The organism is Lysinibacillus sp. FSL K6-0102, assembly GCF_038003545.1.
GTDB classification, from domain to species: Bacteria; Bacillota; Bacilli; order Bacillales_A; family Planococcaceae; genus Lysinibacillus; species Lysinibacillus capsici.
The window spans coordinates 2,451,149-2,474,699 of record NZ_JBBOPH010000001.1 but is presented as its reverse complement, the minus strand read 5'-3'; the positions used below and the strand labels follow the sequence as shown (position 1 = coordinate 2,474,699).

The window sequence follows — 23,551 nt, the reverse complement described above, 5'->3', positions numbered from 1 at the left end:
CCCCTTTACCTTTGAATTTACCATACTCTAACTATAAGTTATAATACGAATTTCTAGCTATTTATCATAAGGAAAACTTATTGAATTGCAATAGCTTAAGTTCCTTCTTCTCTTTTCAAGTTGATAAAACAAACGTAAAAAATGGTATGAACGATTAAATTCATACCATTCTTTTTAGCTAATAGCTAATGCCTTATTCCTCAAATTTTTTAAATGCTAGCACAGCATTATGACCACCAAAGCCAAACCCATTCGATAGCGCAAAGTTAACGTCTTGATGAAGTGCCTCATTAGGAACATAGTTTAAATCACATTCGGGATCTGGTGTTTCATAATTGATGGTTGGTGGAATAATGCCATCCATTATACTTTTCAATGTAATAATGGCTTCAATTCCACCGGCCGCGCCAAAGAGATGTCCTGTCATCGATTTTGTGGAGCTAACCTTTAGTTGATAGGCATGGTCACCAAAAACGTGTTTAATAGCCTTTGTTTCAGATTTATCTCCCTCTGGAGTACTTGTGCCGTGTGCGTTGATATAATCGATAGCTGACCCATCGATAGCACCCATTTTTAATGCCAGCTTCATGGCATTGGCAGCACCCGTAAAATCAGGAGCTGTAATATGATAAGCATCTGTTGTCACACCATAGCCAACAATCTCACCCAGAATCGTAGCACCCCTTTGTTTGGCGTGTTCATACTCCTCTAGGAATACGATGCCAGCTCCTTCAGACATGACAAAGCCATCCCGCTCGCTATCGAATGGTCGACTGGCCTTTGTTGGCTCTTCATTCCTAGTGGACATGGCTTTCATGCGGGAGAATCCTGCAAAGCTAAGTGGATTAATCGGTGCCTCCGCTCCGCCTGCTAAAATGCCATCCGCATAGCCATGTCGAATCGCTAAGAAAGCTTCTCCAATCGCCTGGTTTCCTGTCGCACAGGCAGAAACAGGTGAAAAGCTTGGTCCTTTAAAGCCCGTTTTGATTGCTAGTATTCCTGCAGCCATATTGCTAATCATCATCGGCACCATAAATGGTGACACCTTCCTAGGCCCTTGATTGAGCATCGCTTGATGATTTTCTAAAATCGTTTCAATGCCCCCAATGCCAGACCCAATGTAAACGCCTAAACGCTCCTTATCTACCTGATCAATATTTAAATTGGCTTGTGTCAGAGCTTGCTGGGCAGCGGCAACAGCATATTGCACAAATAGATCATATTTACTGATTTCTTTTTTATCCATATACAGCGTTGCATCGAAATCCTTACTCGTCCCAGCAATTTGCGTATTAATGCCGCTAAATGCCTCCCCTTGAATTTTTTGAATCCCTGATTTTCCTGCCTTAATATTCTCCCATAAGGCTGATACCGAATTACCTAACGGGGAAACAACACCATATCCAGTAACAACGACTCTTCGTACCATGCACATCGCTCCTTCTCGTATCATGTCTTACTTTAACAGTTCCTTTAATTGCTCCAGCATCTTTTGAAAGAACGCTTCTCCTACAACACGTTTATATTGTAATGCCCCTTTCGTACTTGAAATAAGTAATACAGCTAGAGCCTCCAAATCATTAGTAGCTTGGAGTGCGCCCTGTTGTTTAGCTTCTTTCAATAGCTCAACAAAGACATCGATTTCCATTTGACTAAGCTGCTGAAGCTTTTCTTGCATTGGTTGCGGTAATTCTTGATAATCCGCCTGTAAAGCTGATATAGGGCAAATGCCGTCTTGCTCTAGAAATTTTATTCGCTGCATAATAAAGGCAAATGGCTTTTCCTCAGCTGGCAAAGTGGACTCCTTCATCAATGTAAAAGTTCTCTCTAATCCTTGTTGAATTCTTTCGCAAACAGCAATCCCTAAGTCTCCCTTCTTCTCGAAATGATAGTGAATACTGGCTTTCGTGACGCCAAGCTCCTTTGCTAAATGCTCATAACTAAATGATGTGAATCCTTTTTCCTGAATATTCTTCAATGTTAATTCTATAATTTGCATTTTTCTATTTGTCATGGCTTTATACTAACTTACTAGTAGGTAAGTGTCAATCTAAAAAATGCAGCAGATAAACGATTTATCTGCTGCTTGCGTGATTATTGCATTTCCTTTGTTGGTCCCATCACGCCAGGTACTGGTAAACCTGCTTGACGTAGTAGGACCGTCATTTGTCCACGATGATGTGTTTGATGGTCAATTAATACACGTAATAAAGCCCCTTTTGGCATCGGCGCTTTAAAGCCTGTTACTACCTCTAGTAACTCGTCATTCGAAAGCTTAGCCACTTCCTCTTTAATACCATTTGCTACGCTTTCATAGGCTGTCACGATCTCAGCCGCAGTCGATGGCACAGGATCTTCTTGGCGAATCATTGGTACTTTTAAGCCTGCTAGATAGCTAAAATAACCTGCTGCTCCAACTAAATGCCAGCCTAACCAACCAAGTGTACTATGACCCTCTACAATACTTTGCTGAAGCTTGTCATCTGTTAAAGCCTGTAATACCTGTAGTGTCCCGTTTGATGCATTTGACCATTCTTGTAAGAAATCATCTACATGTCTATACATGTCTTTGCCCCCCATTTTTTCACTTCATTTCTATCATAGATAATTTTCCATGCTGTTACAAGTTTTCATTAAATAGTTTACATAATAATATTATTTATACAATCTCATATTATTCGTATAACACTCCTCGTTCACGTATAATGAAAGAAAATAGCGAAGGAGTGTGCCCATGAGATACCCTGTTCTAGTACTTTCTGTAGTATTTTTGCTGGCTGGCTGTCGTGAAGAAGTTCAGGAAGAGCCTGTGCCAGCTCCAACACCATCTGTGGAAGACAAGCAAGCAGTGGAACAAGATCAAACGTCACTTCTCTCCTATTTTCCACCTGATGGATCTGTTGCTTCTTTTCAAGGGGAAGGAAATGAATTTGCTAGCTTCACACTAAAAACTACCTACCTCGATACACAGCATATCGTACAAATAGAGGATAATGGTGGTGTGACACTATCAAAAATCTACCGCATAACGGATACAAGTATTGATCTTGTCTATCGAGAACCTGTTGACAGTAATCCAAGCATGCCAAGTGCAGCTGAGGCAGCTTCTTATCCTGTCCTGGAAACCGTACTTCAAAAGCCTTTACAAGTCGGGACAAGCTTTCAAGGTTGGACCATTGAATCAACGACTGCTACTGTTGATACTGGTACAACAGTCTATCAAGATGTCATCCAGCTAAGTCGCTCTGAAGATCAAATGACCACAACCAAATATTTTGCAAAGGACATTGGTCTAATTCGCAAAGAGGATACGATGGAAACAGAGCAAGATGAGCCATTTGTTGTGACATCAACCTTGCAAAAAATAGAATAATTGAAAGAAAACAGGCGTCCTGCTTGGGCGTCTGTTTTTTAGCAAAGGAGGCCAATCAATGAGTGATATACATAATGCAACACCAAAGCAAGATGAATTAACGGAAGAAGAATTTATTGAACTTGTACTCGAGGAACAGCAAAAAGCCTTAGCACAGGCGCGAGAAGAACGCATTTATGGAAAAAAGCCCAAAAAACAAAAGCCTCTTGTACGCTGGATCGTGTGGGGTATGGCACTAGTGCTGTTTTTCAATACATTTGCCCTCATTTTTCAAATCTACTCCATACCCGCGCTTGAATTTATCAAGGTTTCAACGCGACTCTCTGCACAAGAGGATATACAAACCTATAAAAAGGCAGTCGTTGAAATTTCAACAGGCTCCAGTAAAGGCACTGGTTTTGCCATCTCACCAGATGGTCTGATTGTCACCAACGCCCATGTTGTCGAACATGCCACAACATTATCAGTCGTCTTTCCTGATGAGGGACTGATGGAAGCAACATTAATCGAAAGCTATCCAGCCGTAGATTTAGCCTTTGTACAGGTGCAAGCTGAGCAACTTCCCTATCTACCTCTTGCAGAAGATCCACCTTACACTGTTAATGAACATGTCTATTTTATTGGAAATCCACTTGCTTTCACCGGCATCGCTAATGAAGGAACATTGCTAGAAGCCATTCAATTAGAAGATTGGCAGGAGCCAGTTAGGATGCTAAAAGCTCCTGTTTATCGGGGCAATAGTGGTAGCCCTGTAATCGATCAACATGGTGAGGTCATTGGGGTTATCTTTGCCACGATGAAATATGAGCCCATTGGAAATGTTGGCCTATTTGTACCTGTACAACAACTCCGGAATTTATTAGAAGAGCAATAAAAAATGAACCTGTAATAAGCAGGTTCATTTTTATAAGGTGTCTTAGGTTTACATAATATTATTATTTATCTTTACTTTCTTGCTTGACGAACTGAGCAATTGGCGATTTTACAGGAATTTTACTGACAACCTCATCACTCACTTCGGCAACCTTTTGTAGCACATGTAAAAGCTTGTCATCCCCTGTCCAATGCTTTTCCACTACATCTGGACCCAACTTATTAATAATGGTATTTACCACAAAAGTTGCTAGTACAACATCATCTAAATAGCCACCAAAGCCTAGCAGTCCTTCTGGCATTAAATCCATCGGTAATACAAAATACGCAATGGATGCCCCAATTAATGCACGACTCTTTTTATCTACACCCGCATCGGTTAGTGTTTTAATTAACAAATGAAATAAATCAGGCACAAACATTAAATACGGAGTAAACTTGTTACTTTTTCCCTTTTTCGACCCAAGGAAAGCTACTAATTTTGTACGTAGTTTCTGATAAAAATCCTGTTGCTCCTGTTCTTCAGGCAATTTTTCTTCATTATTCACATTCATCTGCCTCCTTCTTTACAGCGATGCGCTATTTTGGCGGGGCTACCCTCCATTTTATGGGGTTATCCGCTACTTTTGTGCAGCTATCCTCCAGTTTCACATGGCTATCCGCTGCTTTTATAGCGCTATCCTTTACTTTTGCATGGCTATCCGCCACTACTATATATTTAACCTAAAATAGGATTTGTAATCCTTAAACTTGCAAATGATACAAAAAAGACATCCTATTTGCATAGGATGTCTTGGGTTTAACGAAAGTAATTTTAATTACTGAGAATTAAAGTTTAGTTACGTTAGCAGCTTGTGGTCCGCGGTTGCCATCTACAACTTCGAATTCCACTTTTTGACCTTCGTCAAGAGTTTTGAAACCTTCGCCTTGGATAGCTGAGAAGTGTACGAATACGTCGTTTTCACCTTCAACTTCGATGAATCCAAAACCTTTTTCTGAGTTAAACCATTTTACTGTACCTTGTTTCATTTAAGAAAACCTCCAAAAAATAAAAGTGAACAATATGTAATTTCTTCAGCGATTGAAAAAAATTCACATATTACAAAGAGTACCGAACTAACGCGATCACTTTTTGTAATATGTGAATTCATGTTTCCGGTGAAGCAATTAAATTGTTAAGTTAAGTATAACTGCCATCCATAATTTTGTCAAATAAAGAAAAAATCTTTTTTACTTTTTTTCAAAATTTTTTTACTTCTCTTCTATTTTACACGCAATTATTCCATGATATACTTGTGCATCATCATCGCAAGCCTCACAGTAAAAGCTCTCATCCTCAGACCAAAAAGCCCAATACTGCTCCTCTTTCGTTGCCTCATTATCGTAAGAGGAACGAAAATGCGCTAATTTTTGCTGTAATGCACGTTCAAAGAGCTCCTTCGTGTCAAATGTATCTTCAGTTTGAATATAAGCTTCCCAGCCTTCAAATTTCCACCAAGGCTCATAGTCCGCTTTCATGTAAATAATTGTATACATATTTGCCCATTCCTTGCTGTCATAAGATAGTTTCATTTTAGCAAACACAACTGAAATGTCTATTAAAACCACCTGAATTATGCTATTATTACCTTATTATACATACTTTTTGGAGGTATTTTTATGTTTTCAAGTATTCGACCTAAAGCAGAGCTAGAAGAACTACTCAAACGTGGTACAGATTTACATGCAACAGGCCGATTTTACCAAACACTGGCATTCAATCATTTCACTTCACAAGATGAGGAGCACTTAAAGGCACTCTATCAAAAGCTCAAAGACATTACCCCTTCCATGAATGCCATTTTTCATCATTATTTAAGCGAGATATCCCCTACCTCTCAATTAATCATTAGTGAAGAAAATATTAATCAATACTTAACACAGTTTTTCTTAGCAACTCGTGATGATCATTATGTAGATGAAACTGTCAAATTTTTCAATCTATTCCGCAAGCATCAATACGAGCCTGGTAAATTAATTGTTGTCTTCAACCAATTTGCCTTCTATATTACTACATATATTTTATACAATTTTGGTATCAAGCCAAATAAAGCATTTCAATATATGAAATCCTTCCAATCCGCTGTCAATGTCGATCAAGAATTATTAGTGGAAGTGTTAACAGAACGCATTATTGAAAATGTGGTAGGAGAAGTATCTTCTTTAATGGATGTCAATGCCAAAATTATGTACATGAAGGATTTAGTTTTTAGCCTAGATAAGCAAAATGAAGAGATTCAATCCTCTACTGCTGCAACAGAACAGATTGCAGCTTCTATCAATGAGGTTGCACGCATGTCTTCTCATATATCAGAGAAAACAACTGAATCTGTTGACCATGCTACAAAAGGTAAAAACGCTATTGAGCATGCCCTATCGGAGATTTTTAAAACAGAGGAGACCTTTACATCCATTGTTGACTCATTTTCAGAATTACAAAAAAGGGTAAATGATATTGAACAGGTTGTCACATTAATCAATCAAATCGCCGATCAAACGAATCTACTCGCACTTAATGCCTCCATTGAAGCAGCGCGTGCAGGTGAACATGGGAAAGGCTTTGCGGTCGTTGCACAGGAAGTACGAAAGCTTGCTGAAAACACGGTAGCTGCGCTAAGTGAAGTATCCGCAAATGTTCATCATTTAAAGAGTTATTCGAATGATGTTTCTAACTCGATTACCGATACGACAGCTATTATTAAAGAAGCAACCGTTGAAGCAAAAGATTCGTTACCATTATTAAATGCCATTGTTCAAGCGATTGAGGGTATTAATTTAGATGTGACAAATACGGCTGCCATTTCCCAGGAACAAGCAGCCGCGATTGATGAAGTTTCAGCAAGAATGATTGAAATTTCAAGCTTGCAGGAAGATATTCGTGATTATAGTCATAATACATCCAGCGATATTCATTTATTAGGGAAAGAAATTAACCGTTTCCGTAATGATCTTATTGCTAACAATAATGTACAGCTTTCATCTATTGCCCTACTACAATTATCGAAGGCTGATCATATTTTATGGAAATGGCGCATTTATAACATGTTCCTTGGCCTAGAAAACGTTGATCCAAGCGATGTTTCTTCTCATAGAGACTGTCGACTTGGCAAATGGTACACTGCGTCTCGTACAGTCGAACGTTTCGGTCATTTACAGGACTATCATGAATTAGATGGCTATCATTTACGCGTCCATGAATCAGCGAAGCTTGCGGCTGAAGCCCATAAAGCGGGTCATATCGAACAAGCTGATATTCATCTAAAAGAAGTCGATGAGGCATCTAAGCATGTACTTTATCACATTAATAACTTAATTGCCTATTTAGAAAAAGAACGTGTCATGCAATAAAAGGAGAGGTTCGCCCCTCTCCTCTATTAAGTAGGAGGTATTCCCTTGAACAAACGAGCAAGTATAAAATTTTTTGGTGATGTCTATGGCACAGGCTACCGATTCTTCATCAAGCAAAAAGCTATTGAATTAGGGTTAAAAGGATACTGTCGATTGAATGACGCAGAGCAAATTGAAGTGGAAGTGGAGGGCTCAGAAAAGGCACTCAATGAATTTCTCCTTTTTGTCCAAAAAGGCGTTAGTCCCCAAGCCGATTCCAATTCATTTTCTTTAGAATTATACGATGATTTAAAAGGCTATATACGTATGGAGTCAGACATTGTTTAATGTCTGGCTTTTTTGTAGTGTTGTTTTAGAGAGGGGTTCAACAATTTTTAATCTTAACACTGCATTTTGTCATATAGGAAGTATGATAAAATTATCGAAAAATATTTGGGAGTGATTATAATGAAATTTACTTGTCCTTGTTGCGGATATAAGACAATGAAAGGAAAACCACCAGGTACATACGAGATATGTGAAATTTGTTTTTGGGAAGATGACGGCGTTCAATTTTATGATTATGACTTTGGAGGTGGAGCTAATACGCTATCCTTAAGGCAAGCACAGAAAAATTTTAATATATTTGGTGCATGCGAAGAACGATGTATTGCGTTTGTAAGAAAACCAAACGAAAAAGACGAAAAAGATTCAAATTGGAAGCCGTTTTTCTAGAGAGCTGACACTGGGCTATGGGTTCTTTGAATGATACCTCCTCTCCTAGTTATTGAAATCAAAAAAGTCATGCTCTTAAGAACATGACCTATCATCATTTTTTGATTTTTATTTTTTGAATGGCAGCAACTAATATCGATTCATCAGTGATTTTCACATATTGATTTTTGGATTCCTTCATATAGCCTTCTTTGTTTAAATAGGCTTTTAATTTTGATTTTTTCTCAAAGACTTTTTCTTTCACTTTCTGTTCACTTACTGGTTCATCCCTATTTTTTGTAATAGACACCAGAAAAATTTTCGTCATCCTGTATCCCCCTTTGTATCAGTTACGAATTCATTTGGAAAAAGTTTCATACAAGACTCATTCATTTTGGATGAAGATGCTCTTCTTAGAGAATAAACCGCTCCTTTTCGAGTTGGAGCCGCTCATGGATCTCACTTAACCGCTCGCAATATGAGTAATACCGCTCGCTTTGAGGCAGAAGCCGCTCTTGAATCAAATTACACTCCTCTATTCAGTAACCTAGATGCAAAAAATCCTCATTCCCATGTCAGAATGGCTCCTTAGGATAGCAAAACCGACTTATTCATCGAAACAACTCACTTATTCTATGTATTATCATTGAGAAAGTTCACAAATAGCAGTAAAATTTATGTAAGGGATTAATTTTCAATGAAACTTTATGTCGATTATTTCGTATAAGAAGATAGACATATTGAAAAGCAAGGAGGATGAAACAATGCTTAGTGTCGGACAGTTTTTCTCTAGACATAGTGCCAGCTTTCTTATTTCGCTCACAACTGTTTCTATCGCAGCAATTGCGGCAAATCCTGGATTCTTCCTTGGTGGTTTACTGTTTGCGGGTTCCTATGCGACGAGTACAGCGTTGCTGAAACATAGACAAAAAAAGAAAGTCATGCAAATAGCAGGCATCACAAAAGAAGAATTCAAACACATTGAAACACAAGTATTAACAGCTAATAAGCATATTCAAACATTGAGTCAAAACTATTTACGTGTACGTTCTGTTTCAGCGTTTAAACAACTACTTGAAATGACGCGTATCTCCAAAAATATCGTCAAAATCGTCAAGACAGACCCACGTAAATTTTATAATGTGGAACCATTTTTCTATGCACACTTACCTTCTGCTGTAGAATTAACGGATAAATATACAATGCTTTCCAAGCAGCCAGTGAAGGATAAGGAAATTCAATTAACTTTATCCAAAACACGTGAAACCCTAACTGATTTGAATGACACAATTCAAATTGATTTAAAGGATGCACTTGCAAATGATATCGATCATCTGCAAATGGAGATTGAATTCGCAAATCGTTCCAATCTTAGACGTAGAGAACAATTGGACTGGCGAGGCGATGATAAATGACAGCAAACGAACACGCATTTCAACTAAATACCATACCAGGGCTTTCTCCACTAGTCCAATCCTATTTAGAAACAACTCCGCAAAACGAGGCGATGGCGACTTATGAAACGCTATCGCCTCTTGCACAAAGTCGCGCATTACTGTATGCCAGTCAAATCGATTTGACTGATTTTGAATCATTGCTGTCCCTTGGGCAAGATTCACAGCGAGCTCTGTCTCAATTTGCCGACCGCATGCTTGCTCAAGTAAAGCAAAAGGATGTCACTAAAATTGGTCAAATGCTGGATTCTTTAATGCAGACGTTAGATCGAGTAGATCCGACTGCTTTGGAACCAAAAAAGCAAACCTTTTTCAAAAAAATCTTTGGCAAAACCGAGCCTAATGTGAAGCAAACACTCACAGAATTTGAACGTATTAGTATACAGGTGGAACGCATTGGCGTTCAGCTAGAACGTGCACAGCTTCAGCTGATAAAAGATGTTGAAAACTTAGAGGCGCTTTATGCCCATAATCGAGGATTTTTTGAGGAATTGGCAACGGCGATTGCCGCAGGTCAAATGAAAAAGCAGCAAGCCATTGAGGTAGAGCTACCTGCACAAATAACGAGTGTCCAAGCTACCAAACAGCCACTTGCGATCCAGCAATTAAATGACTTTGCTGCTCAAATCGAAAGACTCGATCAACGTATTTATGATTTACAAGTATCACAGCAAGTCGCTCTGCAAACAGCTCCTCAAATCCGTATGATTCAGCAGGCCAATCAAACATTAGCTGAAAAAATTGAGTTTTCTATCGTTACCTTGATTCCGCTCTGGAAAAACCAACTGGCGATGATGCTATCGATGCATATGGATCATCATTATGCACGTTTAGAGGAGCGATTATCAAGGGCTCATGATCGCTTCTCAAGTCCCACGTTTGAACAGCAAGTTTCGAAGTTTAAAGAAACACAGCAAGAGCTGCAAACAGCAATTAAAGATGTCTTTGCCCTGCATACCGCAACTGAACAAGAGAAACAACAGCTACAGGATGTGGCGGGTGCTAGCAGCTATCAGCGAGATTAACAAAAAAATGGGTGGCTCAGCAAATGTTCTGAACCACCCTGTTTGTTTTTATTCAAAATAATCTTTATAGTAGCCACCGACATTACCTGTGTTGTCGATGATAAAAACGAACTCTTCTGTTTCATTTTTCACTTCATACTCTTTTCCTACTGTTAATACGTTTGATACTAAGTATTTCGATGCATTTGTATGTTTGCAAGTAACCGTTCGTAATGTTGGCGCATCTTTCCATTTTAAATGTAACATATTCTCTCTACCTCTCTTTACTAGCAAAAGCTAATGTCTATTGCTTATTTTATAATATTTTTGGTCTTTTGTGGAGAAAAAAGAAATACTATACCTATTCTATCCAAAAAAAATGAATATTTGAGGTGTTATGATGAGTTTTGGTGGTGTACCGCAATGGTTTTTTATCATTGCTGTAGCATTCGCAATCTGCTTTGTACTTTATGCAGAATGGAATTCTAGAAAATAAGTGAGTCCAACAGGTTGGACTCACTTTTTTGTGCTTATTTTAATGTACGCTTTAAAAATTCCTTCGTACGTTCATGTTGTGGATTGACTAATACTTGTGCTGGAGGGCCTTCTTCCACAATTACACCTTTATCCATAAAGACAACACGATCTGCTACTTCTTTGGCAAATTCCATCTCATGTGTCACGATGAGCATCGTATTGCCCTCGTTTGCTAGCTGACGCATTACCTTTAATACCTCACCCACCATTTCTGGGTCTAATGCGGATGTTGGCTCATCGAATAGCATTACATCAGGATTCATTGATAAGGCACGAGCGATGGCCACACGCTGCTTTTGTCCGCCTGAGAGTTGACGGGGCTTGGCATTCACATATTGATCCATGCCAACGATTTTCAAGTATTTAAGCGCCGTTTCTTCTGCTTCTTTTTTCGAACGTTTTAACACTTTGATTTGGCCCACTGTGCAATTACTTATGACATTGTGGTTGTTAAATAAATTGAACTGCTGGAACACCATGCCTAAATGTGTGCGATATTCTTGAATATTGTGCTTTTCATCTAGGATGTCTTCCCCTTTATAAATAATTTGACCGCCACTTGGCGTTTCTAATAAATTTATGCAACGAAGCAATGTGGATTTACCAGAGCCAGATGAGCCAATTAAACAAACTACCTCCCCTTTTTCCACTTGGAAATTCACATCTTTTAACACTTGGTTACGTCCAAATGATTTACTTAAATGCTCGATTTTAATGACTGCCATTTGTGCGTCCCCCTATACGGCTTCTTTTTGTTCTTTTTGATAGGCATCAGGACCATCTAGACGTTTTTCAACATACAGAAGGATGCGAGATGCGGTAAATGTCATGATGAAATAAAGAACACATGCAACGAAGAATGATTCGAAATAACGGAAGTTGTTACCCGAAATTGATTTTGTTTGGAAGAATAATTCCGTTACTCCAATGACATTTAATACGGCCGTATCTTTAATATTCATGATTAATTGGTTACCTGTCGCTGGTAAAACATTACGCGCTACTTGTGGTAAGACAACATGAAGCATAATTTGGAAGTGGTTCATGCCAATTGCTGATGCTGCCTCGTATTGACCATTATCAATGGATACAATACCGCCACGAACAATTTCTGCCATATAGGCCCCTGTATTGAGGGAAACGACTAAAATACCTGCTGTAATAAAGTGCATATCGATACCGAATGCGATATCTAATCCGTAGTAGACAACCATAGCTTGTACAATCATTGGTGTACCACGGAAAAATTCAACATAGCATGTTAGTATAAAATTAATGAGCTTTAAGCTATAAAATTTCACACCTTTTTTACGAACTGGAATCGTATGCATAATTCCGATGAAAAATCCGATAAATGCACCAATAATTGTACTAATACTCGAAATCAGTAACGTATAATACGCACCTCGTAAAAACATTTGCCAGTTGTTTTCAATAATTGAAAGTATCCATTCAAGACTCATGATGTTCCTCCTAACAATGTCATCTTGCTCGCTTATTTCTTTTGTGTCCTAGCTCTTTCTACCATTCTATGATTTGTCACGCTAGGACATTATCATTATGTAGAGAGGTTCTCATTTTGATAATGATGAAATGATCATGCACGGACTAATTGCTAGTCCGTGCCATGTCATTATTGTGCTGCGGGTTGTTGAGAAATAGCTTCTTCCATAATCGCTTGACGATCATCTTCTGAAATGCCTTTTAGGATTTCATTGATTTTTTCACGATTTGCGTCATCTTTACGTAAGCCTACAGCAATTGAAGTATTTGATAGGTCTGTATCAAAGCCTTCTTCAAATGCTACATATGTGAATTTATCGTTGGCAGCAGAAGCGGAAATGCCCTCTGGACGTTCAGCTACATAGCCATCAATTTTACCTGCTTCTAACGCCACACGCATTGCTGGGAAGCTCTCCATTGCTGTTTGCTTTTCTACGCCTTTAATTTGATCGATAACTGTGTAGTTTGATGTATTTAATTGTGATGTAATTTTAGCACCTGAGAAGTCTTGAATCGATTTTGCGCCTTCATATTTGCTACCTTTTTTAATAACCATAACAAAATCAGAAGTATAATAGTTTTCTGTAAAATCAATTGTTTTCTTGCGTTCTTCTGTTGGTGACATACCTGCAATAATTGCATCAATTTTGTTTGATTGTAGCGCTGGAACTAAACCGTCCCACTCCATTTTAACAATGACTAACTCTTTGCCTAGACCTTCAGCGATTTTCTTTGCCATTTGTACATCATAGCCACCTGCATACTCTGCATTATCCGCAATTTTCACTGCGCCATTCGCATCGTCTTGCTGTGTCCAGTTGAACGGTGGGTAGCCAGCCTCCATTCCAATTCGGAATTCACCGCCACCTTCTTCTTTGTCAGTTCCAGCATCACTTGAACCGCCCTCTTTTTTGTCACTTGTGCCACATGCAGCTAGCACAATTGCCGTCATGATAGAGATCATTACTAACAACCATTTTCTTTTCATGAAAAACTCCCCTTTTCTGTAAAAAAATAAGACAACTGTACTAAAAAAGACCTAAGTTTATTGAACTTAGGTCTTACCTTTTATGACAGTTGCCCAAATCCTCACTATAATTTCCATGTTTCCGAGATAGCACAACCTAGTAAATCTGGAAATCCATTTACTAGGACAGTCCTGCACTTATTCACTGCAGACCCAGTATAAAAGTACGAGCTCCTTTTATACTTCGGCGATATTTCCTTCTTCATTGCGTCTTCGCTTGCTTTTACTCAACAATGAACTAATAAATACCGCGCCTCTACCTCACTGGTAACAATTCGTGAGGTTTGTTTATTTAATTGATATTTAGATACTACTATAAAACTAATATGTTCGTCAAGACGATTTTAACATTTTTCTGACTTATGACAATATTAGGATATTGTGCGTTCTGCTTCCACTTTAAATCGTTGAACTTTTGTTGATATTTCTGAAAATTACAACAAATATTTATTATAGAGTATGTTCTATACGTGAGAAAAGTTGCGTATTTTTCTTTCTTTGCTCCTCTAAACGATGTACCATTCGTACTCTTTCAAGCATAGAATCGGTCAATACCTTTCGTCATACAAAAAACCCTGCTGAACATTGTTCGCAGGGTTTAATGGAATTATGAATTTAATAATAAATCTTCAGGATTTTCGATTAATTCTTTAACTGTTTTTAAGAATCCTACAGAATCTTTACCATCGATGATACGGTGATCGTATGAAAGTGCTACATACATCATTGGACGGATTTGAACTTCACCATTTACTGCAACTGGACGGTTTACAATTGAGTGCATACCTAAAATACCAGCTTGCGTACCGTTCATAATTGGTGTTGACATTAATGAACCGAATACACCACCATTTGTGATTGTGAATGATCCACCAGCCATGTCATTTAAGCCTAATTTTTTATCACGAGCTTTTGTCGCTAAGTTAGCAATATCTTTTTCGATTTCTGCAAAGTTTTTGCTATTTGCATCGCGTACAACTGGTACGACTAAACCTTCTTCAGTCGATACAGCAATACCGATATCAAAGAAGTTATTTAAATGAATTTCATCGCCAGAGATTTGAGCGTTTACGTATGGGTATTTTTTCAGTGCTGCAACAACTGCTTTAGTGAAGAATGACATGAAACCAAGTTTGATGTCGTTTGCTTTTACAAACTCTTCTTGTTTACGTTTACGAAGTGCCATGATGTTTGTCATGTCAATTTCGTTGAATGTTGTTAACATTGCTGTTGATTGTTTAACTTCTAATAAACGTTTTGCAATTGTTTGGCGACGACGGCTCATTTTTTCAATTGTTACACGGTCAGAATTAGCTGCTGGTGTGAATACTACTGGGCCTCCTGAAGTTGCTACGGATGTAGGTGCTGCTGCTGGTGCTACAGCTGGTGCTGTACCATGAGCTGCTACATCTTGTACACGTACACGTCCTTGTGGATCTACTGGAGATACCGCTGCAAGGTCAATACCTTTTTCACGTGCAAGACGACGTGCTGCTGGAGATGCAACTACACGCTCACCAGAAGTTTCTTCTACTACTGGAGCTGCTGCAACTGGTGCAGGTGCTGCTTGTGGCGCTGCTGGTGCAGGTGCTGCCTCAGTTGGTGCTGCCGCTGCTGGAGCTGCTGCTGCGCCTTCGCCTGCTTCTACTACTGCGATAACTTGACCAACTAGTACAGTATCGCCTTCTTCAGCTAAAATTTGTGTTAATACACCTGCTTCTTCAGAAATGATCTCAGCGTTTACTTTATCTGTTTCAAGTTCAACGATGAATTCACCTTTTTCAACGCGATCGCCCACTTTTTTTACCCACTGTGCGATACTACCTTCTGTAATCGATTCTGCTAATTCAGGGACTTTAATTTCAGCCACTTTCATTTCCTCCTTTGATTAACGTGCATGACGCACATAGAAGGGCTACTGCTTAAGGGCAAGTAGCCCGGTTTCAAAAATTGATATATGTTATTTAACCTTTACTGGCTCAGCAACCGCTTCTTCAATAAGAGCTGCTTGTGCTGCTTTATGAGAATCTGCATCCCCTTCAGAAGTTGAGCTCATTGCAGGACGGCCTACATAGCGAAGTTTTTTACCTTCTGAAAGTTCATATAATGTTTCTAATGCATAATTCCATGAGCCTTGGTTTTTAGGTTCTTCTTGTACCCAAACAATCTCTTTTGCATTAGGATACTTAGCAATGATACCAGCTACTTGCTCTTTTGGGAATGGGTAAAGTTGTTCTACACGAATAATGTGTAGGTGATCGAAGCCTTCGCCGTCTTTCACGCGCTCTGCTAAGTCGATCATCACTTTACCTGTACCTAAAACGATACGCTCTACAGCTTCTGGTTTAGCCCCTAAGCCTGGTTGTTCAATCACTTCTTGGAATGAACCATTTGCTAATTGCTCAGCATTCGCCGCAGCTAATGGGTGACGTAATAATGATTTTGGTGATACGACTACAAGTGGACGTACCCCTTCTGTACCTAATAATGCTGCTTGACGGCGTAATAAGTGGTAGTAGTTTCCTGCATTTGAACAGTTCGCTACAAACCAGTTATTTTCAGCTGACATTTGTAAATAGCGTTCCATACGGCTTGAAGAGTGCTCTGGACCTTGACCTTCATAACCATGAGGTAAAAGGATAACTAGACCAGATTTTTGACCCCATTTTGAGCGTGCCCCTGAAATAAAGTTATCAAACATCACTTGTGCCATATTCGCAAAGTCACCGAATTGTGCTTCCCATACTGTTAGTACATGGCTATTTTCTAGGTTGTAACCATACTCAAAGCCTACCACCCCAGCTTCAGTCAGTGGAGAGTTGTGTACTGTAAAGGATGCGTTCGCACCAGAAATATGGTGTAGTGGTGTGAAGACATTGCCATTGTTTTTATCATGCAGTACTAAGTGACGTTGAGAGAATGTACCACGTTGTGCATCTTGACCTGTAAAGCGTACTGGTGTTCCATCTTGAATAATCGTTGCATACGCTAAAGTTTCAGCATGACCCCAGTCAACTTTTGCAGACGCATAAGCATCACGGCGTTTTTCTAAGATTTTACCAAGCTTTTTCTGTGGTTCGAAGTTTTCTTCAAACACTAAAAGCTCTTCATTGATTTTTTCTAAACGTTCCGCACCTACTGCTGTATCAATTTGTGGGAACTCTACTTTTAATTCTTCTGGCATTTCTAAATGATGATGATCATCTTTTTCTGCCATTTCTTTGACGTGGTCATAGGCTGCTTGCATTTCTGCATAGATAGCTGTATCTAGTGCAGCTACATCATCAGCAGTTACAAGACCTTCTGCCACTAATTGTGCACCATATAATGCACGCACTGTTTCATGTTTAGACACTAATTTGTATGTTTCTGGGTTTGTCACTGTTGGGTCATCTGTTTCATTATGACCATGGCGACGGTAACCTACTAAGTCCACAATAATGTCTTTGCCAAATGTTTGACGGTAGTTTGCCGCAAAACGTCCAACTTGCACTACTGCCTCTGGGCTATCTGCGTTGACATGGATTACTGGTACTTCATAGCCTTTTGCAGGGTCAGAAGAATACACAGAAGAACGAGAATCATAATGTTCCGTTGTGAATCCAATCATATTGTTTGCGATAATATGGATTGTTCCACCTGTTGTAAAGCCTTCTGTTTTAGCGAAGTTTAACACTTCTGTTACAATCCCTTGACCTGGGAATGCAGCATCACCGTGTACAAGAATGCCTAAGCCCTTTGTACGGTCAAAAATAGGTTGCCCTGGTTTAGATGTATCATCTTGTGTTGCACGAGTAGCACCAAGTACTACTGGATTGCCCACTTCTAAGTGAGATGGGTTGTAAGCCAATTTTACATTCATACCGGATTCACGGTTGTAAGAAGCACCCATGTGGTATTTCACATCACCTGTCCAACCTTTTGTAATTTCAAGGCGGCCATGCTCTGGCATAAATAAATCATTGGAAACATGTGCAAAATCAGAGAACATCATGTCATAAGGTTTATTTAAAATGTGTGTTAAAACGTTTAAGCGACCACGGTGTGCCATACCAATACGTACGTTTTCCACATTTTTTGCTTCTGCCGTTTTAATAATTTCATCAAATAGAACGATTTGCGTATCTAAGCCCTCACCAGAGAAACGCTTTTGTCCTACAAAAGTTTTATGAATAAATTTCTCGAAATTTTCAACGCGAGTTAAACGATCTAATAAGGCTTTCTTCTCATCCGCAGATAATGCTTGTTTGAATGAGCCTGATTCGATTTGCGCTTGAATCCAATCACGTTCTTCAGTAGCTACTACGTGACCATATTCAAATGCTACTTTATCTGTATAAATAGCTTTTAAATAGTCGATTGCATCCTTACCATTTTTCACGTTTGCTGGCACATCTTTGAAGAAGATTGCTGCAGGAATTTCAGCTAAATCTGCAGCGCTTAAGTTGAACGCGCTTTCTTCAATTTGAGCTGTTTGTAGTTCACGGTTTTTCAGAGGATAGATATCTGCTGCTAAATGACCGCGTGAACGAATTGCATCTGCTAGTTTTACAGCGGCTAACACTTTTTTGTAATCGCCAGCAGGAGCCGCTGCTGTATGACTAGCTACAGCTACTTCACCTTCTACTACTACTGGTGCACCAAATTGTTGGAATAAAGAAACTAACTCCGGTTCTACTTCTTCAGGAGACTGTAAGAATAAGTCGTATTGCTCCATCACATATCCTAGGTTAGGACCAGAGAAAGCTGACCATGGAGAACTTACAGTTGTAACGTTGTTCGACATGAAAAATGACCTCCAAATTTTGCCTTTCGGCAGTTCCATTAATTAAATTGCAATTAATTATATAATATTTAGCCGTTCTTTAAAAGAATGTTTCTCACTACTTTTCCATATTTTAAAGAACGTTTTTTCCATCTCAATCTTACTACTCTTCACAAAAAATACAACTCTTTTTAGCAAATTAAGCAATTTTTTTCGCAAAGGATAGAATAATGAAATAAAGCGTGTATTTTTCTTAATATTTTAGCGGGATTTTCAGCGAGAAAACGGTTCCAATATTAACCTCACTCTTGACTTCTACTGTGGCATTGTATTTTTCAAGTAACATCTTCGAAATACTAAGCCCTAAGCCTGTTCCACCAATTTGGCGATTTCTTGCTTCATCCACTCGATAAAAACGATCAAAGATAAACGGAATATTGTCTTGTGCTATTCCTATACCATTATCAGTAATTTCTAAACATGCATAATTTCCAGCAACAGAAATAGAAATTTGTATCTCAGGAATTTTTTCACAATAACGAATGGCATTCTCTATTATATTACGAACGATTTGACTTAGTGCATTTTCGGTGATAAATAACGGACCAATTTCACCATGTTTCGACAGCGATATTCGCGCTTGTGGATGAACAAGCTTTACCTCATCCATCACTGCTTCGATGACCACTAATGCATTGGCCTCACTTGTTTCATCTTTTTCTTCACGCCGTGCAAGTTCTAATAATTCCTCAATCATTTTGCGCATACGAGCAATTTCTGTTAAGGAGGTATCAATGGATTCCTCTAATATGGCAGGATCATGTTTGCCCCATCTTTTTAAAAGAGAAAGATGCCCTTCAATTGCTTGAATCGGTGTACGCAGCTCATGAGAAGCATCGGCGACAAATTGCTGCTGCTGGGTAAATGAGATTTGCAGCTCGTTCATCATGGCATTATACATCTTCAGTAAATCACCAATTTCGTCATGTGATGTATAGGTTAGCTGTATAGGCTCCTTAAATCCTTGATCCATCACAGTTTTCATGGATGCACGCAATTCGTGTAGTGGCTTCATTAAATAGTTCGCTAGATAATAGCCAATAGAGCCAGATAACACTAAGGCTCCTAACCCTGCAATCAGCATGGCTGTCAAAAGATAATGCATGAGAGATTGAAAACTAGTTAACGGATGAATCACCTGAATATAGCCTTGGAAAAAGCCCATCCGAATCGGTTCATTGATGACCAGCACATCCTGCTTATCAATGGTCATCTCAAAAATTTCCTGCAACGAATTAAGTGGTGCAGCAGCAGAGGTATCATTGATACGTAAAATATCCACCCCATCAGCATTAAATATTCGGACCGTCTCATCACGATCCGCAATCGATTTGAGCAAGCCTGTATTTTGCTGAATTTGCTGAATGGTAATTGTAGGACCTTGGGACTCTAAAAAAGAGATGATATCCTTACTTGTCCGATTGACCTTACTCTCCTCATCATTTAATAACCATGTATGCAGAGAAAGATAGACGACTACACAAATTATCGTAAAGCTAATAAAGATGACACTGCTTGAGGTCAGCATCCATTTTTTTTGCAGGGACTGCTGACGTAAATAATTTCTTAACTTATTCATTCTCGCATCACATACCCAACACCACGAACGGTTTCAATATAATCATTCATCGCCCCAGGGAGCTTTGTACGTAAATGTCTGATATAAACATCTACCACGTTGGTCTCGATATCCGTATCATAGCCCCAAACGGATGTTAAAATATGCTCTCGTGTACATACTCTATTTTTGTGCTCGATTAATAGTTTCAATAAGTCATATTCTGTCTTTGTTAGATCAAGTTTATTCCCCTGAACGAAAACTTCATAGGCAGCTACATCTATTTCAATATCCCGTAGGCATAAAGATTCACTGCTTGTCTGCTCTGGCGTGACACGACGTAAAATCGTCCGTATCCTAGCCAGCAGCTCTTCTATCGCAAAAGGTTTGACGATATAGTCATCAGCCCCTGCATCGAGTCCTGCTACACGATCCATCACAGCATCTCGTGCCGTTAATAAAATGATCGGTACTTGTGATTGTGTTCGGATACGACGGCAAATCTCAATCCCATTAATACTTGGTAACATCACATCCAGTAAAAGTACATCAAAATTTTCCGATGTTGCCAAAGCCAATCCTTCTCGACCATCAAAGGCAGTTTTTACTTCATAGCCTTCGTGTTGTAATTCAAGTTCGACAAAGCGAGCGATATGCTTTTCATCTTCTACCAACAATATCTTCTTAGGCATCATATCACCTTCTATTCCAAAATAACGATGTAGGATTTTTATCCCTATACTGTTATAGCATAACATCAAATAAAAAGTCTGTCTCACAAGGAAAACTTGTGGACAGACTTTTTAGTGTATATCTGAAATGGAGAGGTTGTTTTTCCCCGACTCTTTTGATTTATATAATGCTTGGTCAGCTAAATCCATTAGCTCATCCAATGTTCGAGCATGGTCTGGGTAATAGGCAATGCCAATTGAAGCAGTTGGTGTAAAAAGATGGTCCTCTATCATCCAGCCTTCTGCTAATTCATCGCGAATCCGTCGAATAATATGCATAATTTGATGATGTCTTTTTTTCTGATCTCTTGTTAAGCCAGTTAAGATGACAATAAATTCATCGCCACCTATTCGAATAACCATATCATGGCTTCGAACTGTTTTGTTCAAGGAACTGCCGAATCGCTGAATAAACGCATCGCCCGTCTCATGGCCAAAGCGATCATTTACTTCTTTAAAATCATCACCATCTATATAGAGCATCGCCACACAGGTTTGATTTTCATTTGCTTCTGCTAGGATTTTAGGAAACTCCTTTTCTAAAAAACGCCGATTAGGTAGCTGTGTTAAAGCGTCGTGATAGGCTAAATACAGCAAATCATTTTCCCTTTCTTTGCGATGTGTAATTTCACGAGACACCATCATAATTTGAGAAACTTTTTCACGTTCAGGGTCGTGCACAACCGTGACATTTCCTTCTGTCCAAATCGGCGTTCCATCTTTCGCCTTCAGTAAAAGCTCAAACTGTGAATCTGTTTGCCCTGTATAATTATTCAAGAATGTTTGCCATTCGCCTTTACTTTCTCGATCAATAATGTCACTGTAAAACTGTCCTTGTAGCTCTACATTTTCATAACCTAAATAAATACCATAGGACGGGGAAGCATAAATAATGATGCCATCCTCATTTGTAATCACAATTAAATCATTTGTATTTTCTGTAATGAGTCTGAAAGTACGTTCAATATTTTTTAATTCTGTGAACATTCTTTTCTTATCCGTAATATCATAGTTAATGGTTAAAATTTGTTCGATTTGACCAAACTCATCTTTTAATGGAACGATGGTAGTTTCTACCCAGTAATCTGCATGATATTTCGTTCGATAGCAAAGTTCTCCACGCCACATTCCCATCGTGTCCAGCTTATCTTCAATTATTTGAAAAAGGTCTTGCCCACGGAATCGTGGTTCAATCAATGCGTAGGGCTGACCGATTAACTCCTCCGCCGTGTAGCCAGAAGCCTGTAAAAACATCTCACTCACTTCGGTAATGTTACAATTATGATCTAATACAGCAATGGCTGTAGCTGAATTTAATGCAGATTTAAATACTTCTAGCCCGTGAGACTTTGAGCGTAATTCTGCTTTTTGTAAAGTAAATTGTGTAAAATCTTGCATGATAAGAAATATGGCAAATGAATTATCATCCTGCATCACTGGTGATAGTGACAGTAAATACATGCGTTCCTGTTGGTCCAATGTATGCAATTTAATAAACTTCTCGCCAACGTTTTCCCCTCTTGCAGCTTTCTGCAAACAAATTTTTATTTGTTCAACTTCTTCCTTTGGAATAATCGGTAAATCCACAAACATTTTCTGTTTGACGGTTTCATTATCTAATTGAAAATCTTCCATAAAGCTTGAATTCACTTCGTATATCATTCCTTCAGCCGATAAAATGACTGTTGAGAAAAAGGCATGGTCAAACATGGACCGCATAAATAAAAATTTATCTTCAATACTGCGGTCATAAAGTATTTCCTTCGTGATGGCTAAAATATAGTCTTCGTTCTTATATTTCAACGGTCTGACGGATGTTTCATATTTACAAACCTCCGACTGAACATATGCATAATCTACATAGTCAACCTGTTTATGTTCTCTAATGGCCTCATGGTAATTTTTCTGAATGATCAAAAAATTACGCTTTGAGGTAACGGTCGAAATCATTTTGCCAATCGCCTCATTCGATAACAGATCCTGAGCTGCTTGATTTAAGCGAATATATTGATAATCGTCCCCTACTTTTTTCACGAGAAAAACAAAATCCTTGCCAATAAATAATGAGTTAAAGAAATCTTCGCTTAAAATATACTCCATGCTGTCACCTCCAGAAAAGCCATTGCCATCATGATAGAAATGTTCGTATGTATGTGTTGTTAGATTAAAAATAATACTACTATTATAACATAAAAATAAAAAATTACCTTTCTAGAATCGTAAAAATTATATCCTTTTAAGGATAATATTTGATATATTACCTATTATAACAAGCCAACAATCCTACTAAAGATGTAGATAAATGATTAATATTAGTTAAAATTGATAGGTTAGTCTTAATGCTAAAAAACAACAATATTATGGATAATCACATTTCATTTATCAGAATTTACTGACTATTAAACTCAAATTTTGTTTTTTTACGAGCAAAATGATTGCATCAAGCAGTTTATATGTTATATTATATTTAAAAAACTAGCCTTTTTTCGGTATGGTCGAAATCAGTAAGACAGCGGGAGATTATGGAATATCATAGTTATAACGTCTAGTTCTTTGGGTTTTAATTCCAGTACGAATTTTAGTTTT

The 23,551-nt window shown here is 38.5% G+C and carries 23 protein-coding genes and 1 riboswitch; of the genes, 7 read left to right on the top strand and 16 right to left on the bottom strand.

What is annotated here, in order from left to right:
- Positions 1 to 193: 193 nt before the first annotated feature.
- The 3 genes from fabF to NYE73_RS12540 form a co-directional block, all read right to left on the bottom strand.
- A complete protein-coding gene (gene fabF, locus NYE73_RS12550; protein WP_259950739.1) occupies positions 194 to 1,429 on the bottom strand; it encodes a beta-ketoacyl-ACP synthase II in 1,236 nt (411 codons plus the stop codon).
- Between the two features lie 27 nt (positions 1,430 to 1,456).
- Positions 1,457 to 2,014, bottom strand: coding sequence for a TetR/AcrR family transcriptional regulator (locus NYE73_RS12545; RefSeq protein WP_048392873.1), 558 nt, complete (start codon positions 2,012 to 2,014; stop codon positions 1,457 to 1,459).
- Positions 2,015 to 2,094: 80 nt separating this feature from the next.
- Entirely contained in the window at positions 2,095 to 2,565 is a 471-nt protein-coding gene (locus NYE73_RS12540) for a DinB family protein (RefSeq protein ID WP_103118110.1), read from the bottom strand.
- 169 nt (positions 2,566 to 2,734) lie between these two features.
- Between NYE73_RS12540 and NYE73_RS12535 the strand changes: the two genes are divergently transcribed.
- Positions 2,735 to 3,373, top strand: coding sequence for a hypothetical protein (locus tag NYE73_RS12535; protein WP_103118109.1), 639 nt, complete (start codon positions 2,735 to 2,737; stop codon positions 3,371 to 3,373).
- A gap of 58 nt (positions 3,374 to 3,431) precedes the next feature.
- A complete protein-coding gene (locus NYE73_RS12530) occupies positions 3,432 to 4,247 on the top strand; it encodes a S1C family serine protease (protein WP_103118108.1) in 816 nt (271 codons plus the stop codon).
- A gap of 61 nt (positions 4,248 to 4,308) precedes the next feature.
- Here the strand turns inward: NYE73_RS12530 and NYE73_RS12525 are convergent, their stop codons facing one another.
- The 3 genes from NYE73_RS12525 to NYE73_RS12515 form a co-directional block, all read right to left on the bottom strand.
- Positions 4,309 to 4,800: a YkvA family protein gene (locus tag NYE73_RS12525; protein WP_259950738.1), complete on the bottom strand. Its 492-nt coding sequence runs from the start codon at positions 4,798 to 4,800 to the stop codon at positions 4,309 to 4,311.
- A 274-nt stretch (positions 4,801 to 5,074) separates the two neighbouring features.
- Positions 5,075 to 5,275, bottom strand: a complete 201-nt coding sequence (locus tag NYE73_RS12520) for a cold-shock protein (RefSeq protein ID WP_004230088.1) — start codon at positions 5,273 to 5,275, stop codon at positions 5,075 to 5,077.
- A gap of 222 nt (positions 5,276 to 5,497) precedes the next feature.
- Positions 5,498 to 5,818 carry a DUF1033 family protein gene (locus NYE73_RS12515; RefSeq protein ID WP_233732723.1) on the bottom strand — a complete coding sequence of 107 codons (321 nt, stop codon included), beginning with the start codon at positions 5,816 to 5,818 and terminating at the stop codon, positions 5,498 to 5,500.
- A gap of 87 nt (positions 5,819 to 5,905) precedes the next feature.
- Here NYE73_RS12515 and NYE73_RS12510 point away from each other — a divergent pair, with 87 nt between their 5' ends.
- The 3 genes from NYE73_RS12510 (at position 5,906) to NYE73_RS12500 (ending at position 8,347) form a co-directional block, all read left to right on the top strand.
- Positions 5,906 to 7,633, top strand: a complete 1,728-nt coding sequence (locus tag NYE73_RS12510; protein WP_259950737.1) for a globin-coupled sensor protein — start codon at positions 5,906 to 5,908, stop codon at positions 7,631 to 7,633.
- Positions 7,634 to 7,678: 45 nt separating this feature from the next.
- On the top strand, positions 7,679 to 7,960 hold the full coding sequence (locus NYE73_RS12505) for an acylphosphatase (RefSeq protein WP_016994023.1): 282 nt from the start codon (positions 7,679 to 7,681) through the stop codon (positions 7,958 to 7,960).
- A 120-nt stretch (positions 7,961 to 8,080) separates the two neighbouring features.
- Entirely contained in the window at positions 8,081 to 8,347 is a 267-nt protein-coding gene (locus tag NYE73_RS12500; RefSeq protein ID WP_016994024.1) for a CPCC family cysteine-rich protein, read from the top strand.
- 94 nt (positions 8,348 to 8,441) lie between these two features.
- Here NYE73_RS12500 and NYE73_RS12495 read toward each other — a convergent pair whose 3' ends face one another.
- Positions 8,442 to 8,654, bottom strand: a complete 213-nt coding sequence (locus tag NYE73_RS12495) for a hypothetical protein (protein ID WP_115673571.1) — start codon at positions 8,652 to 8,654, stop codon at positions 8,442 to 8,444.
- Between the two features lie 436 nt (positions 8,655 to 9,090).
- Between NYE73_RS12495 and NYE73_RS12490 the strand changes: the two genes are divergently transcribed.
- Together NYE73_RS12490 and NYE73_RS12485 are read left to right on the top strand one after the other, a co-directional pair.
- Positions 9,091 to 9,741, top strand: coding sequence for a 5-bromo-4-chloroindolyl phosphate hydrolysis family protein (locus NYE73_RS12490; RefSeq protein WP_004230101.1), 651 nt, complete (start codon positions 9,091 to 9,093; stop codon positions 9,739 to 9,741).
- A complete protein-coding gene (locus NYE73_RS12485; RefSeq protein WP_009371332.1) occupies positions 9,738 to 10,805 on the top strand; it encodes a toxic anion resistance protein in 1,068 nt (355 codons plus the stop codon). The genes NYE73_RS12490 and NYE73_RS12485 overlap by 4 nt, the downstream gene beginning before the upstream one ends.
- A gap of 48 nt (positions 10,806 to 10,853) precedes the next feature.
- Here the strand turns inward: NYE73_RS12485 and NYE73_RS12480 are convergent, their stop codons facing one another.
- The 9 genes from NYE73_RS12480 to NYE73_RS12440 form a co-directional block, all read right to left on the bottom strand.
- Positions 10,854 to 11,051 (bottom strand): DUF6501 family protein, encoded by a 198-nt coding sequence (locus NYE73_RS12480; protein WP_048392887.1) that lies wholly within the window; start codon positions 11,049 to 11,051, stop codon positions 10,854 to 10,856.
- Between the two features lie 263 nt (positions 11,052 to 11,314).
- Positions 11,315 to 12,046: an amino acid ABC transporter ATP-binding protein gene (locus NYE73_RS12475; protein ID WP_004230107.1), complete on the bottom strand. Its 732-nt coding sequence runs from the start codon at positions 12,044 to 12,046 to the stop codon at positions 11,315 to 11,317.
- 12 nt (positions 12,047 to 12,058) lie between these two features.
- Positions 12,059 to 12,784: an amino acid ABC transporter permease gene (locus NYE73_RS12470; protein ID WP_004230111.1), complete on the bottom strand. Its 726-nt coding sequence runs from the start codon at positions 12,782 to 12,784 to the stop codon at positions 12,059 to 12,061.
- 170 nt (positions 12,785 to 12,954) lie between these two features.
- A complete protein-coding gene (locus NYE73_RS12465) occupies positions 12,955 to 13,812 on the bottom strand; it encodes a transporter substrate-binding domain-containing protein (protein ID WP_004230114.1) in 858 nt (285 codons plus the stop codon).
- 119 nt (positions 13,813 to 13,931) lie between these two features.
- Positions 13,932 to 14,118: riboswitch (Lysine riboswitch) on the bottom strand.
- 340 nt (positions 14,119 to 14,458) lie between these two features.
- Positions 14,459 to 15,721, bottom strand: coding sequence for a 2-oxoglutarate dehydrogenase complex dihydrolipoyllysine-residue succinyltransferase (gene odhB, locus NYE73_RS12460; RefSeq protein ID WP_048392889.1), 1,263 nt, complete (start codon positions 15,719 to 15,721; stop codon positions 14,459 to 14,461).
- 90 nt (positions 15,722 to 15,811) lie between these two features.
- The gene (locus NYE73_RS12455; protein WP_048392890.1) at positions 15,812 to 18,637 is read right to left on the bottom strand and encodes a 2-oxoglutarate dehydrogenase E1 component; all 2,826 of its coding nucleotides are present in this window, start codon (positions 18,635 to 18,637) and stop codon (positions 15,812 to 15,814) included.
- 232 nt (positions 18,638 to 18,869) lie between these two features.
- A complete protein-coding gene (locus tag NYE73_RS12450; protein WP_054548609.1) occupies positions 18,870 to 20,255 on the bottom strand; it encodes a HAMP domain-containing sensor histidine kinase in 1,386 nt (461 codons plus the stop codon).
- Entirely contained in the window at positions 20,252 to 20,926 is a 675-nt protein-coding gene (locus tag NYE73_RS12445) for a response regulator transcription factor (RefSeq protein ID WP_048392894.1), read from the bottom strand. The genes NYE73_RS12450 and NYE73_RS12445 overlap by 4 nt, the downstream gene beginning before the upstream one ends.
- A gap of 111 nt (positions 20,927 to 21,037) precedes the next feature.
- Positions 21,038 to 23,065, bottom strand: a complete 2,028-nt coding sequence (locus NYE73_RS12440; protein WP_259950735.1) for a diguanylate cyclase domain-containing protein — start codon at positions 23,063 to 23,065, stop codon at positions 21,038 to 21,040.
- Between the last annotated feature and the right edge of the window lie 486 nt (positions 23,066 to 23,551).

What these genes read in the sequence shown, in the direction of transcription:
- NYE73_RS12470 (WP_004230111.1), bottom strand. Translation starts at nt 12,784, where the DNA reads ATGAGTCTTGAATGGATACTTTCAATTATTGAAAACAACTGGCAAATG.
- NYE73_RS12490 (WP_004230101.1), top strand. Translation starts at nt 9,091, where the DNA reads ATGCTTAGTGTCGGACAGTTTTTCTCTAGACATAGTGCCAGCTTTCTT.
- NYE73_RS12525 (WP_259950738.1), bottom strand. Translation starts at nt 4,800, where the DNA reads ATGAATGTGAATAATGAAGAAAAATTGCCTGAAGAACAGGAGCAACAG.
- NYE73_RS12545 (WP_048392873.1), bottom strand. Translation starts at nt 2,014, where the DNA reads ATGACAAATAGAAAAATGCAAATTATAGAATTAACATTGAAGAATATT.
- NYE73_RS12520 (WP_004230088.1), bottom strand. Translation starts at nt 5,275, where the DNA reads ATGAAACAAGGTACAGTAAAATGGTTTAACTCAGAAAAAGGTTTTGGA.
- NYE73_RS12510 (WP_259950737.1), top strand. Translation starts at nt 5,906, where the DNA reads ATGTTTTCAAGTATTCGACCTAAAGCAGAGCTAGAAGAACTACTCAAA.
- NYE73_RS12500 (WP_016994024.1), top strand. Translation starts at nt 8,081, where the DNA reads ATGAAATTTACTTGTCCTTGTTGCGGATATAAGACAATGAAAGGAAAA.
- NYE73_RS12450 (WP_054548609.1), bottom strand. Translation starts at nt 20,255, where the DNA reads ATGAATAAGTTAAGAAATTATTTACGTCAGCAGTCCCTGCAAAAAAAA.
- fabF (WP_259950739.1), bottom strand. Translation starts at nt 1,429, where the DNA reads ATGGTACGAAGAGTCGTTGTTACTGGATATGGTGTTGTTTCCCCGTTA.
- NYE73_RS12535 (WP_103118109.1), top strand. Translation starts at nt 2,735, where the DNA reads ATGAGATACCCTGTTCTAGTACTTTCTGTAGTATTTTTGCTGGCTGGC.
- NYE73_RS12475 (WP_004230107.1), bottom strand. Translation starts at nt 12,046, where the DNA reads ATGGCAGTCATTAAAATCGAGCATTTAAGTAAATCATTTGGACGTAAC.
- NYE73_RS12455 (WP_048392890.1), bottom strand. Translation starts at nt 18,637, where the DNA reads ATGTCGAACAACGTTACAACTGTAAGTTCTCCATGGTCAGCTTTCTCT.
- NYE73_RS12485 (WP_009371332.1), top strand. Translation starts at nt 9,738, where the DNA reads ATGACAGCAAACGAACACGCATTTCAACTAAATACCATACCAGGGCTT.
- NYE73_RS12445 (WP_048392894.1), bottom strand. Translation starts at nt 20,926, where the DNA reads ATGCCTAAGAAGATATTGTTGGTAGAAGATGAAAAGCATATCGCTCGC.
- NYE73_RS12465 (WP_004230114.1), bottom strand. Translation starts at nt 13,812, where the DNA reads ATGAAAAGAAAATGGTTGTTAGTAATGATCTCTATCATGACGGCAATT.
- NYE73_RS12440 (WP_259950735.1), bottom strand. Translation starts at nt 23,065, where the DNA reads ATGGAGTATATTTTAAGCGAAGATTTCTTTAACTCATTATTTATTGGC.
- NYE73_RS12495 (WP_115673571.1), bottom strand. Translation starts at nt 8,654, where the DNA reads ATGACGAAAATTTTTCTGGTGTCTATTACAAAAAATAGGGATGAACCA.
- NYE73_RS12540 (WP_103118110.1), bottom strand. Translation starts at nt 2,565, where the DNA reads ATGTATAGACATGTAGATGATTTCTTACAAGAATGGTCAAATGCATCA.
- NYE73_RS12530 (WP_103118108.1), top strand. Translation starts at nt 3,432, where the DNA reads ATGAGTGATATACATAATGCAACACCAAAGCAAGATGAATTAACGGAA.
- NYE73_RS12515 (WP_233732723.1), bottom strand. Translation starts at nt 5,818, where the DNA reads ATGAAACTATCTTATGACAGCAAGGAATGGGCAAATATGTATACAATT.
- NYE73_RS12480 (WP_048392887.1), bottom strand. Translation starts at nt 11,051, where the DNA reads ATGTTACATTTAAAATGGAAAGATGCGCCAACATTACGAACGGTTACT.